The sequence below is a fragment of the Mycobacterium sp. pUA109 genome (genome assembly GCF_041287095.1).
Classification (GTDB): Bacteria; Actinomycetota; Actinomycetes; order Mycobacteriales; family Mycobacteriaceae; genus Mycobacterium.
Genome location: NZ_JBGGKS010000009.1, coordinates 180,630 through 192,035 on the forward strand (window position 1 = coordinate 180,630; position 11,406 = coordinate 192,035).

At 68.0% G+C, this 11,406-nt stretch carries 12 protein-coding genes; 6 read left to right on the top strand and 6 right to left on the bottom strand.

Translation table 11 applies throughout. The features are described 5' to 3' along the window. Positions 1 to 102 precede the first annotated feature (102 nt). Positions 103 to 384: a hypothetical protein gene (locus tag ACAG26_RS12740; protein WP_370482655.1), complete on the top strand. Its 282-nt coding sequence runs from the start codon at positions 103 to 105 to the stop codon at positions 382 to 384. Positions 385 to 405: 21 nt separating this feature from the next. On the opposite strand, the gene ACAG26_RS12745 is transcribed toward ACAG26_RS12740, so the two are convergent. After that, positions 406 to 1,329 carry a family 16 glycosylhydrolase gene (locus ACAG26_RS12745; RefSeq protein WP_370482657.1) on the bottom strand — a complete coding sequence of 308 codons (924 nt, stop codon included), beginning with the start codon at positions 1,327 to 1,329 and terminating at the stop codon, positions 406 to 408. Positions 1,330 to 1,424: 95 nt separating this feature from the next. Here ACAG26_RS12745 and ACAG26_RS12750 point away from each other — a divergent pair, with 95 nt between their 5' ends. The 3 genes from ACAG26_RS12750 to tpx are packed head-to-tail and all read left to right on the top strand — an operon-like array spanning position 1,425 to position 4,849. After that, positions 1,425 to 2,441 (top strand): NADP-dependent oxidoreductase, encoded by a 1,017-nt coding sequence (locus tag ACAG26_RS12750; protein WP_370482659.1) that lies wholly within the window; start codon positions 1,425 to 1,427, stop codon positions 2,439 to 2,441. 23 nt (positions 2,442 to 2,464) lie between these two features. Beyond that, positions 2,465 to 4,306, top strand: a complete 1,842-nt coding sequence (locus tag ACAG26_RS12755) for a fatty acyl-AMP ligase (protein ID WP_370482661.1) — start codon at positions 2,465 to 2,467, stop codon at positions 4,304 to 4,306. 48 nt (positions 4,307 to 4,354) lie between these two features. Beyond that, positions 4,355 to 4,849: a thiol peroxidase gene (gene tpx, locus ACAG26_RS12760; RefSeq protein WP_370482663.1), complete on the top strand. Its 495-nt coding sequence runs from the start codon at positions 4,355 to 4,357 to the stop codon at positions 4,847 to 4,849. On the opposite strand, the gene ACAG26_RS12765 is transcribed toward tpx, so the two are convergent. The 3 genes from ACAG26_RS12765 to ACAG26_RS12775 form a co-directional block, all read right to left on the bottom strand. Next, a complete protein-coding gene (locus tag ACAG26_RS12765; protein WP_370482664.1) occupies positions 4,850 to 5,428 on the bottom strand; it encodes a YdcF family protein in 579 nt (192 codons plus the stop codon). It lies immediately after the preceding gene. 40 nt (positions 5,429 to 5,468) lie between these two features. Continuing rightward, a complete protein-coding gene (locus ACAG26_RS12770) occupies positions 5,469 to 5,915 on the bottom strand; it encodes a cupin domain-containing protein (protein WP_370482666.1) in 447 nt (148 codons plus the stop codon). Positions 5,916 to 5,985: 70 nt separating this feature from the next. Further along, positions 5,986 to 6,759: an enoyl-CoA hydratase/isomerase family protein gene (locus ACAG26_RS12775; protein ID WP_370482667.1), complete on the bottom strand. Its 774-nt coding sequence runs from the start codon at positions 6,757 to 6,759 to the stop codon at positions 5,986 to 5,988. Between the two features lie 23 nt (positions 6,760 to 6,782). Here ACAG26_RS12775 and ACAG26_RS12780 point away from each other — a divergent pair, with 23 nt between their 5' ends. Next, positions 6,783 to 7,157 (top strand): NYN domain-containing protein, encoded by a 375-nt coding sequence (locus ACAG26_RS12780; protein ID WP_370482669.1) that lies wholly within the window; start codon positions 6,783 to 6,785, stop codon positions 7,155 to 7,157. Between the two features lie 178 nt (positions 7,158 to 7,335). Here the strand turns inward: ACAG26_RS12780 and ACAG26_RS12785 are convergent, their stop codons facing one another. Further along, positions 7,336 to 8,439, bottom strand: coding sequence for an NAD(P)/FAD-dependent oxidoreductase (locus tag ACAG26_RS12785; protein WP_370482671.1), 1,104 nt, complete (start codon positions 8,437 to 8,439; stop codon positions 7,336 to 7,338). Positions 8,440 to 8,582: 143 nt separating this feature from the next. On the opposite strand from ACAG26_RS12785, the gene ACAG26_RS12790 reads away from it, so the two are divergent. Then, positions 8,583 to 10,082 carry an FAD-dependent monooxygenase gene (locus ACAG26_RS12790; RefSeq protein ID WP_370482673.1) on the top strand — a complete coding sequence of 500 codons (1,500 nt, stop codon included), beginning with the start codon at positions 8,583 to 8,585 and terminating at the stop codon, positions 10,080 to 10,082. Here the strand turns inward: ACAG26_RS12790 and ACAG26_RS12795 are convergent. After that, positions 10,069 to 10,929 (bottom strand): aldo/keto reductase, encoded by an 861-nt coding sequence (locus ACAG26_RS12795; RefSeq protein WP_370482675.1) that lies wholly within the window; start codon positions 10,927 to 10,929, stop codon positions 10,069 to 10,071. The genes ACAG26_RS12790 and ACAG26_RS12795 overlap by 14 nt on opposite strands. Positions 10,930 to 11,406: the final 477 nt, after the last annotated feature.

Here is an 11,406-nt window from a genome sequence, read left to right on the forward strand (position 1 = left end):
GTTATGGCGGCGCCGTCAAACCTGTGGGGCGGCGGATGGGCCGGACCGGGGCGCGGTCAACCCACCCGAGGTTCTGGTCTCGGCGGCGGCCAGGCGCGGCGCATGAGTCGGCGTTTCGCCCGGGTGGGCGTCGACATCCCCGCGGCGCGGCTGCAGCAAACCGCGGCCGGAGCGGCCGCCACCCCCGACGAACTGATCGCCATTCAGTTTGCGCTCGTCGCCACCGAGACCCGCCGCGAGGAACGCCAAGCGGCCATCATGCGCCTCAAGCGGCGCGGCATTCAGTGGCTGATCGTGGCGGGTTTGGTGCTGGCGACCTTGAACCTGCTGGCGTGCATGGTCTACGGGTTCGTCACCATGGTGCTGCACGACCGGCCATTTTGACCACGCGCGGGGCGCGAACTCCTAGAAGACGCGCACCCAGTCGATGAGCATGTCCGCGGGGTAGCTGCCCTTGGTGGCGTCGCCGCCGCCGGAACCGCCGACCGCCAGGTTCAGCACCGGAAACACCGTGTACTCGGGGTCGTTGAACGGCCATTTGCGGACCGGCTCTTCGAGATCCTCGATGCCGACCGCCGGGACGGTGAAGTAGGGCTCGGCGCCGCTGACGTAGTCCTGCCAGAAGTACATGCCGTTTTGATCCCAGGTGCAGCGCCAGGTGTGCCAGGCCCCGTCCACCGCGATCGGATGGGTCTCGAACGCGGTACCGAACGGGTCGGCGTGCACCGTGGTTCCCGACGGCCACTCCCCGTTGCCGTACCACTCCATCAGGTCGATCTCGCCCTCCCGGCCGGGATCGTCATTGGACAACCACCAGGCCGGCCAGCAGCCGGCGGTTTGGCAGTTGAGTTTGATCCGGGCCTCCCAGGTGGTGCCGATGCCACCACGCCAGTTGCCGTGCACCAGACCGCCGAAATAGCCGTCGCCGTCCCGGGTCGCGCGCAGCACCAGGTTGGAATTGCCGTCGACAAACACGTTTTCGCGGCTGTCCCGGTACTGCCCGAAAAACTCCGGACGGTCCCAGCCCACCGGGTTCTTGATCGGGGTCCGGTGATTCGAGATCGTCCATTTCGAGGGGTCGGGGGCCGAACCGGCCGGTCCGTCGAACTCGTCGTGGAAGATGAAGCCGCCCGCGGACGAGCTTCCGGGCGGTGCGGCCGGCGCGGGCGCCGGACCCGCCGGTGACAGCGGGGGAGCGGGGTTGGCCCGTGCTTGCGGGAGTGGGGTGGTGGCCGCTACGGCGCCGATCCCCATCATCAACATCACGCTGCGGCGATTCATCTGAGGCACAATTGCACGATATAGCCTGGAATCGTCCGGTCGAAACATGTGGGGGCGATCCCGCGTGGCGGCGCTGCGGTTCGCGGCGGCGCGATCCGGCTTAATCACCCGAAGTACCCTGCGCTTTCGGTAGTTTCGGCGGCGTGACGGAACCGACGAATCTGCAGATCGTGCTACGACGCCGCCCGACGGGGCTGGTCGGGCCCGGGGACACCGAGCTGGTGACGTCGCCGGTCCCCGAACCCGCCGACGGGGAAGCACTGGTCCGGACCACCTACGTGGGCATCGACGCGGCGGCACGGACCTGGCTGGACGACCAGCCCAGCTATTTCCCGCCGGTGCAGCTCGGCGAGGTGATCCGGGCGGCCGGGATCGGCGAGGTGGTGGCGTCGCGCTGCGACGCCTATGCCGTCGGCGACGTGGTCACCACCTTGACCGGCTTTCAGCAGTACGTGATCGTCCGCGATGACCTGTTCACCACGCCGATCCCCGAAGCGACCGATCAGCTGGCCATCATGTCGGTCTACGGCCCGACCGGGGCCACCGCCTACTTCGGGATGACCGGCATCGGCCGTCCCCAGCCGGGCGAAACCGTAGTGGTCTCGGCCGCGGCCGGCGCCACCGGCTCGGTGGCCGGGCAGATCGCCAAGATCGCCGGGGCCCGGGTGGTGGGCATCGCGGGCGGCCCAGACAAGTGCCGGGCGGTCGTGGAGGACTTCGGGTTCGACTCCTGCCTCGACTACCGCCAGGGCGACCTGCCGGCCGCGCTCAAGCAGCATTGCCCCCGCGGGGTCGACGTCTACTTCGACAACGTCGGCGGGCCGATCCTCAACGCGGTGCTGGGCCGGTTGGCGCCCAAGGCCCGGGTGGTGCTGTGCGGGGTGATCTCCAGCTATCTGACCGGCGAGCATCCGGGGCCGGCGAACTACGTGAACCTGCTGTCCAAAACCGCGCTGATGCAGGGATTCAACGCGTTGGACCAGTGGAGCCGCTTCGATGAGGCGTTCGCCGCGCTTCGCCAGTGGGAGGCCGACGGGCGGCTGGTCCACCGGGAAACGGTGATGGAGGGCATCGAGTCCTGCGTCGACGCGCTCAACGGGCTGTTCACCGGGGCCAACATCGGCAAGATGCTGGTCAAGATCAGCGAACCCACCGGCTGAGGTCCAAACCTAGACTTGCGCCCATGACGCGCGGTTCTGAGCACGACGTTGTGGCACCCACCGGCCTGTTCCGGATTGAGGACTGCCTCGACGCCGACGGCGGGATCGCCTTGCCGCCCGGGGTCACGCTGATTTCCCTCATCGACCGCAATATCGCCAATGTCGCAGATACGGCGGCCTACCGCTACCTGGACCACACCAGCTGCGAGGACGGGCAGCTCATCGAGCTGACCTGGGCGCAACTCGGCGTGCGGCTGCGGGCGATCGGTGCCCACCTGCAACGCATCACGGCGCCCGGCGACCGGGTCGCCATCCTGGCCCCGCAGGGCATCGAATACATCACCGGGTTCTTCGGCGCCATCAAGGCCGGAACGATCGCGGTGCCCCTGTTTGCCCCCGAACTGCCCGGTCACGCCGAACGCCTCGATACGGCACTGAACGACGCCCAACCCGCCGTCGTGCTGACCACCGCGGCCAGGCGGACCGCCGTCGAGGCGTTCCTGGACAAGCAGACCCGGCTGCGACGACCCCACGTCGTCGTGATCGACCAGGTGCCGGATGCGGCCGGGGAAGCGTTTGCCCCCGTCGAGCTCGACGTCGACGCCATCTCCTATCTGCAGTACACGTCGGGTTCGACCCGGCCCCCGGTCGGCGTCGAGGTCACCCATCGGGCGGTCGGCACCAATCTGCTGCAGATGATCCTGGCGATCGACTTGTTGGACCGGAACACCCACGGCGTCAGCTGGTTACCCCTCTACCACGACATGGGGTTATCCATGATCGGCTTTCCCGCGGTGTATGGCGGCCATTCCACCCTCATGTCACCCACGGCGTTCATCCGCAGGCCGCAGCGCTGGATCCAGGCGCTGTCGGCCGGCTCCCGGGAGGGCCGGGTCGTTACCGCGGCGCCGAACTTTGCCTACGAATGGGCCGCGCAACGCGGCCAACCCGCCGCCGGCGCCGACATCGATTTGCGCAACGTCGTGATGATCATCGGCTCCGAACCGGTCAGCATCGACGCGATCAAGACCTTCAATACGGCGTTCGGCCGCTACGGGTTGCCGCCCACCGGGATCAAACCCTCCTACGGCATTGCCGAAGCCACCCTGTTGGTCTCGACCATCGCCCCCACCGCGGCGGCCACCGCGGTGTACCTGGACCGCGAGCAACTCGGTGCCGGCCGGGCGGTGCCGGTCGCCGCGGACACCCCGAGCGCGGTGGCCCACGTGCCCTGCGGCCAGGTGGCCCGCAGCCTGTGGGCCGTCATCGTCGACCCGCACGGCGACGAACTTCCCGACGGTCGGGTCGGTGAAATCTGGTTGCAGGGAAACAATGTGGCCCACGGCTATTGGGGCAGGCCCGACGACAGCCGGTCGACGTGCGGGGCGCGGCTGCGGTCCACCCGCGGCGCCGACGGTCACGCCGAGGGCTCATCGCTGGACCGGGGGTGGTTGCGCACCGGGGACCTGGGGTTCTACCTCGACGGTGAGCTGTATGTCGCCGGCCGAACCGCGGACCTGATCCGCATCGACGGACGTAACCACTACCCGCAGGACGTGGAGGCGACCGTCGCCGACGCCTCCACGATGGTGCGGCGCGGGTATGTCACGGCGTTCACCGTTCCGGCAACGGCCGACGGCGGGGAACGCCTGGTGGTCGTCGCCGAGCGGGCGGCGGGCACCGGCCGCACCGACCCGCAGCCGGCGGTCGCCGCGATCCAGGCGGCGGTGTTGCGGCGGCACGGGGTGCCGGTCGCCGACGTGCGCATCCTTCCGGCCGGCAGCATCCCGCGCACCACCAGCGGCAAGCTGGCACGGCTGGCCTGCCGCGGTGAGTATCTGAGCGGCACGTTGCGGACCGGCTAGGTCACACCTGCCTGCCGGGTGCCCGGGGCCGCTTGGCACACTAGGCGGATGGCACAGATAACGTTGCGTGGAAATCCGATCAACACCGTTGGCGAGTTGCCCGCCGTGGGCGCCCCAGCTCCGGCCTTCACCCTGACCGGCGCCGATCTGGACGCGGTCAGCAGCGGACAGTTCGGCGATAAGCCGGTGTTGCTCAACATTTTTCCGTCCGTCGACACGCCGGTGTGCGCAACCAGTGTGCGGACCTTCAACGAGCGCGCCGCCGCGAGTGGCCTGAGCGTGCTGTGCGTGTCCAAGGACCTGCCGTTCGCGCAGAAGCGGTTCTGCGGCGCCGAGGGCATCGAGAACGTCACGACCGCGTCGGCGTTCCGGGACAGCTTCGGCGAGGACTACGGCGTCACCATCGCCGACGGTCCGATGGCCGGTTTGCTGGCCCGGGCCGTCGTGGTGATCGGTGCCGACGGGAAGGTCGCCTACACCGAGCTGGTCCCGGAGATCGCGACCGAACCCAACTACGACGCGGCGATCGCGGCCGTCGGCTGATTAACCGACGCCGATAAACGGGCTGATCGCGTCGCGGGCGAACTGGGCGACGTTGACGCTGGGGTTGCCGTCCGGGTAGCTCACCGTCGCCAGCAGGTTGCCGCCGGCGTCGACAAAGTCCCCGTCGGCGCGGCCCTGGTGGGTGGTGGAGGTCACCAGGATGATGCCCGAGGTCCCGGCTTGTTTGGCCAGCGGCACCGAGAACTGCGCGTTTTGCACGGTGCTGTTGGCGCGGTCCTCGACGAGGATCCTGCTGTCCGGGAAACCCAGCATGAGCAGCATGTTGCGCATCTGCTCGGCCTCGGTCTTGCCGCTTTGCGGGTTGCCGCCGGTGACGATGACCGGGGACTGCGGGAAGAACTGGGCGACGGCCAACCCGGTCAGGACCCGGCGGCGCAGGATCGTGCGCATGCTGCCATCGGGGTTCAGCCCGTAACCCAGGATGACGATCGCCGGTTTGGAGAAATCCTTGACCGCGGGAACCGGGGCGGCCTGGCTAACCGCGGGTGCACACCCGCCCAGCGCGACGGCAGCGGAAAGCGCCACGACGCCCGCGTCGGTCTTCCATCGGCGACCCATCCGTCCTCCCGCCACCCGCCTGTGACATATGGGGCCCATGTTACTGCGGTGGCGGTGCGGGTGGCCCGGCGTAGCCCGGCGGATGAGTGCGGAACCAGCCGACGATGCCAGGCATGTGCTGCTCGAAGTCGCCGGGTTGGGAGACGTTGAGCATCGCCGCCGGTTCGTCGCTGCGGTTCTGGAAGTCGTGCGTGACGCCGCCGGGGACCAGCACGAACGCACCGGCGGGTGCCTCGATCCAGTGCGCGCCGACCAGGACCGACAGCGTTCCTTCGGTCACGTAGAACACGTCGTCCTCGGGATGCTGGTGCGGGCCGGGCCCGGTGGTGTGCGGGGCGAGTCGCCACTCCGAAATCGAGTAGGCACCGGCGGTTTCGGCGCCGTCGGACTTGAACACCGCCTGGATCGGTCCCATGTCGTAGCGGCGGCCCTGCCCGGCGGCGAGCACGACCGGCGAGCGTGCGGGGCGGTGTTCATCCTGGCTCACAACGCCAGCGTAGGGAGCCGGCGTGCGGCCGGCTTGGATAAATCGGAACGGACCTTCGCCGGTGCGGCTGTCAGCGGCCTTGCCAGTCCGGTTTGCGTTTCTCCTGCCAGGCCCGCAGGCCCTCGGCCACGTCCTGGGTCGCGCCGGCGACCTTGCGCATGGTTTCGCCGAACCGCACCGCCTCGATCCAGCCCATATCCGCGCTTCGCCACGCGACCTCCTTGGTCGCCCGCTGGGCCAGCGGGGCGGCTTGGGTGAGCGTCTGCGCCCATGACCGCGCCGTGGCCTGCAACTCGTCGGGCTCGACCAGCTTCCACACCAGCCCGATCTCCTTGGCCCGCTGCGCGCTGATCGGTTGGCCGGTCAACAACAGCTCCATCGCGTTGGCCCAACCCACCCGCTGCGGCAGCCGAATGGCTCCCACGATGGTCGGGACCCCGATCGCCACTTCCGGGTAGGAGAAGACGGCCTCGGTGCTGGCAATGACGAAGTCGCAGAACAGCACCCCGGTCAACCCGTAGCCGACACAGGGGCCGTGCACGGCGGCGATGGTCGGTTTAAACAGCTCCATGCCCGATTCGAACGAGTTGATCGTGGGCTTTTCCCAAAACGTGCCGCCGAAGGTGCCGACCGAGCCCGCGCCGTCTTTGAGGTCGCCGCCGGCGCAGAACACCTCGCCGTGGGCCGTCAGGATCCCGACCCAGGCGTCCTCCTCGTCGCGGAACCGGTCCCAGGCGGCGTTCAGGTCGGTGCGCAGCGCGCCGTTGATGGCGTTGCGGGCCTCCGGGCGGTTGAGGGTGATCGTGGCGACGTGGTCGTGCAGTTCGTAGGTGACGTGGCGCATTGCTGCACAGTAGCGTCGGATCGGTGCGGTGGATCGTTGACGCGATGAACGTGATCGGCAGTCGCCCGGACGGCTGGTGGAAGGACCGCCGCGGCGCGATGGCGCGGCTGGTGGATCAGCTCGAGCGGTGGGCGGCGACCGACGGTCAGCGGGTGACCGTGGTCTTCGAGCAGCCGGCCTCGCCGCCGATTCGGTCAGCGGTGATCGAGATTGGCCAGGCCCCGCGGGCCGGTGCGAACTCGGCCGACGACGAGATCGTCCGGCTGGTCCAGGCCGCCGATCGACCGCAGGAGATCACCGTGGTGACCTCCGATGCCACGTTGGCCGACCGTGTCCGCAGCGCGGGGGCGGCCGTCCATCCGGCGGCCAGTTTCCGCCGCCGCATCGAGCCGCGGTGACCGGCTGTATTTACGGCGCCGAGGCTGCGGCTACGGCGCCCAGCCTGAAACCAGGGCGTGATTCCGCCCGCAAAGTAGCTCTCACTGCAGTCTCGAAGCCAAGGATTCAGGCTCGAGGTCGTGCGCGCAGTCTCGCGGCCGCCAGCGCAAACTCGACGGCCTCCCGCAGCGCGATAGATCATCGCTGCGCACTCGCACTGCCCAGCCGCGCGTCGGGCCGAAGCTCCGCGCTCAGGGGCTCACCGGCGGCCGCCGCCGCGAGCGCCCGGCCCAGCGCCGGCGCGTGTTTGAACAGGTTGTGGCCCGCCACAAACATGATGTTGTCGGCTTCCCAGACCGCCACGCCGTCCGAGCCCCACGGCAGCTCGGTCACCCAGCAATGCCGCACGTCGACGGGCTGCGGGTCCAGCCCGGGCAGGGCCCGCCGGATATAGCCGCTGGCCCGCTCGGCGAAGCGGGCCAGGCCCGCCGGGTCCAGCAGGCCGCCCTGCGGACTATCGACGTAGTCGCTGAGCCCGACGGCGTAGCGGCCGTTGCCGGGCACGGCCGCCGCGTAGACGCCGGTCTCACCGAAGGCGCCGCTGCTGTCCTGCAGGCACGCCAGCGTCGGTGGCGGCGCGCCACGAACGCCATAGGTCAGGCGGATATGGGCGCCGAGGCGGATCGGTAGCGCCAGGCCCACCCCACGCGCCAGCGCCGCGGTGCCGCGGCCCGCGCAGACCACCACCCGGGCGTGCTCGGCGGCGACGCCGCCGGCGCGGACCTCGACCGTGCCGGCGGGTGCGGAGCGCACCAGCAACACCTCGTCGGTGACCAGCGCGTCGCCAAGCGCACCGGTGAGCGCCGAGACCGCCCGGGTGGTGCGGATCGCGCCACCGCGTTCGTCCAGCACCGCGACGCCATCGAAGTCGGCAAGAATCGGCAACCGCTCGCGCAACTCGTCGGCACCGACACGCTGGGCGGGGATACCGCCGACGGATTGCAGCACGGCAAGGCGTTGGTCGGCGGTCGGCCCGATCGCCATCACGCCGTCGTCGGAGACCAATTCCACCGCGAACCGCTCGGACCACTCATCCCAGATCGACCGGCTGCGCTTGGCGACGGCAACCAGGCGGGGATCGTCGTGCGCATGCCGAAAGATGCGTGACTCGCCCCCCGATTGACCTTGTCCGGGGACGCCGCGCTCATAGACGGTCACCGAGACCCCGCGTTCGACCAGGGCATAGGCGGTGGCCAAACCGACGATCCCGGCGCCGATAACGCCAACGTCAGTGGAGGGCATAGTGCGATTCGATGCGAATATTTACTGCCTCACTTTCAACATATAGCGGAGCGGGGGGCTTGCGGCAAGACCCTGGTTACCCCGCAAAATGGCTGGCCGAAACCAAAACTCGGGGTAATGGGGGGTGCGAAGTAGGAAAGGTTTTGCCGACGGATCAGCCGCGTCATGCCGATCATGCGGTGGTGGTGGTCGGCGCAGGCCCGACCGGGCTGATGTTGGCCGGTGAATTGGCGTTGGCCGGAGTCGACGTTGCCGTTGTCGAGCGGCGCGTCAACCAGGACCTGCTTGGCGCTCGCGCGCTTGGTCTGCACGCCGGCACCATCGAGGTTCTGGATCAGCGAGGAATCGCCGATCGGTTCCTCGCGCAGGGATACACCGTGCAGGTCGCGGGATTCGCCGGGATTCGTTTTGATATCAGCGATTTTCCTACCCGGCACCCGTACGGTCTGGCGTTGGTGCAGCAACGCATCGAGCGCATTCTGGCCGATTGGGTCGGCGAGTTGGCGGTGACGATCTATCGCCAACGTGAGGCCATCGGTATCGGTCAAGACGACACCGGCGTCGACGTCGCGCTGTCCGACGGCGAATCGCTGCGGGCGGGGTATCTCGTGGGCTGCGACGGAGGACGCAGTCTGGTCCGAAAAGCAGCGGGCATCGAGTTCCCCGGCTGGGACCCGACAACAAGCAGCTTGATCGCCGAAGTCGAGACAACCGAGGAGCCGCAATGGGGCATCCACCGCGACTCGCTCGGCGTTCACTCCTTCGGCAGGCTGGAGGACGGCGGGCCGGTTCGGGTCATGGTGACCGAGCGGCAGGTCGTCAGCACTGGGGAACCCACGCTGTGCGATCTCCGCGACGCGCTCATCGCCGTGTATGGGACCGACTATGGGATCCACAGCCCCACATCGATTTCCAGGTTCACCGATATGACTCGCCAAGCCGCGGCTTACCGCGACAGACGTATCCTGCTCGCTGGCGATGCCGCCCACGTCCATTACCCGGTGGGCGGACAGGGACTCAACACCGGTGTACAGGACGCGGTCAATCTCGGTTGGAAGCTGGCCCAAGTGGTCAAGGCGATATCGCCAGCATGCCTCCTCGACACCTACCATGCCGAGCGGCATCCGGTCGCTGCGCGGGTGCTGCGCCATACGATGGCACAAGTTGCACTTCGCCGATCAGACGATCGCATCCGGGCCTTGGGGGAGACGGTTTCTGAGCTGGTCAGCATGGCGGAGCCTCGGGTCCGGTTCGCCGCCATGATGTCCGGTCTGGACATCCACTACGACCTCGGCGAGGGCCACCCGCTGGTGGGACGGCGGATGCCCGATCTGGATTTGGTCACCGCGCATGGCCCGATGCGGGTCTACCACCTGTTGCATGAGGCACGGCCGGTGCTGCTCAACCTCGGCGAGCCCGGCGACTTCGACATCACGCGCTGGGCCGATCGCGTTCGGTTGATCGAGGCGAAATATGGTGGCGGCTGGGAACTTCCGGTCCTCGGTGTCGTCACCGCGCCCCGCGCCGTGCTGATTCGGCCCGACGGACACGTTGCCTGGGTGGGGGACCGAGCACAGTGCGGCCTCGCTGACGCATTGACCGCCTGGTTCGGTCCCCCCACCGAAGTGGCTACGTCCCAGTGAACACCAGCGGATCGTGGAGCACCCGGGTGCCGTCGTGCAGTGCGTCGATGGCCTGCATGTGTTCGGGCTCCAGGGTGAAGTCGAACACGTCGAGGTTCTCGGCGACACGCTCGGGCTTCGAGGACCGCGAGACAACGACGTTGTCCAACTGCAGGTTCCAGCGCACCAACACCTGGGCAGGTGAGCGGCCGTACTCGGCGGCGATCGAGGTGACGGTTGGTTCGTCGATCAGCCGGCCCACCCCCAACGGGCTGTAGGCCTGGGTGACCACATCGTGCTCGGCGTGCGCCTGACGCAGCTCAGCCTGGTTGAGACGTGGGTGCAGTTCAATCTGGTTCACCGCCGGTACTTCGGCGGTTTCCTCGATCACCGTCGCCAAGTGGTCCTCGGTGAAGTTCGAGACGCCAATCGAGCGGACGTGCCCCTGCTCCCGTGCCTTGATCATGCCCTCGAAGCTTTCCACGTACTTGCCCAGCGTCGGGGCCGGCCAGTGGATCAGGTAGAGGTCGAGGTAGTCGAGCCCGAGCCGGTTCAGGCTGGCCTTGCACGACTCCTGGGCACTGTCAAAGCCCTGCTTGGAGGTACCGAGCTTGGTGGTGACGAAGAGCTCCTCACGGGGGATCCCCGACGCAGCGATGGCGCGGCCGACGGCTTCCTCATTTCCGTAGGCGGCAGCGGTGTCGATCAGCCGGCAGCCGAGTTCGAGCGCGGTGAGCACCGAGCTTTCCGTTTCTGCGTCGGACAGTTTGGCAACACCCAAGCCGAGGACCGGCATCTGTGCTGAATCGTTGAGCGCGACCGTCGGGATCACGCCAGGGGTGGTAGTTCGCTCATCAATCACAGTCATTTTCGCTATCACCTGCCTGCAAAGTTGCTTGCTGGATTCATTGGATTCAGACCGAGTGGCGGCCGTAAAGGCGGGCTCCACTGCCCATACCGCGCGAATGCCAAACTCGAAACACGTCGAACCTTGAGCAATGCGCGCGGTCCACCGACGTCGATCGACGCAACTCTAGCCCACACGGCAACCGGCGGTCATGGAAACGGCGCTTGAACGCCGCGTAGCAAAACTGTTGGATCAGCGAGTCTTACGCGCTTCCAGCGCAGACGCCGGCTGGGCGGCGTGTGGGCAATTGTGTGACGTGCGCTACACCGCGTGTCGCAGCGAGCGTCGCTGGCACGAATTAAGGTCGGGCTAAGTGAGAGACATCACCGTCGAATTGCGCTGTAGAGCAAAGGAACCACCTGCGCGTTCACCGGGGGTAGCGGTGGAGTCCAATCTGTAACCCCCTATGCTCGAAGGGCAGGAATGCACACCCGAACC

Excerpts from the sequence above, each read along its gene's own strand:
- ACAG26_RS12740 (WP_370482655.1), top strand. The coding sequence starts at position 103 with ATGAGTCGGCGTTTCGCCCGGGTGGGCGTCGACATCCCCGCGGCGCGG.
- ACAG26_RS12745 (WP_370482657.1), bottom strand. The coding sequence starts at position 1,329 with ATGTTTCGACCGGACGATTCCAGGCTATATCGTGCAATTGTGCCTCAG.
- ACAG26_RS12755 (WP_370482661.1), top strand. The coding sequence starts at position 2,465 with ATGACGCGCGGTTCTGAGCACGACGTTGTGGCACCCACCGGCCTGTTC.
- tpx (WP_370482663.1), top strand. The coding sequence starts at position 4,355 with ATGGCACAGATAACGTTGCGTGGAAATCCGATCAACACCGTTGGCGAG.
- ACAG26_RS12765 (WP_370482664.1), bottom strand. The coding sequence starts at position 5,428 with ATGGGTCGCCGATGGAAGACCGACGCGGGCGTCGTGGCGCTTTCCGCT.
- ACAG26_RS12775 (WP_370482667.1), bottom strand. The coding sequence starts at position 6,759 with ATGCGCCACGTCACCTACGAACTGCACGACCACGTCGCCACGATCACC.
- ACAG26_RS12785 (WP_370482671.1), bottom strand. The coding sequence starts at position 8,439 with ATGCCCTCCACTGACGTTGGCGTTATCGGCGCCGGGATCGTCGGTTTG.
- ACAG26_RS12795 (WP_370482675.1), bottom strand. The coding sequence starts at position 10,929 with ATGACTGTGATTGATGAGCGAACTACCACCCCTGGCGTGATCCCGACG.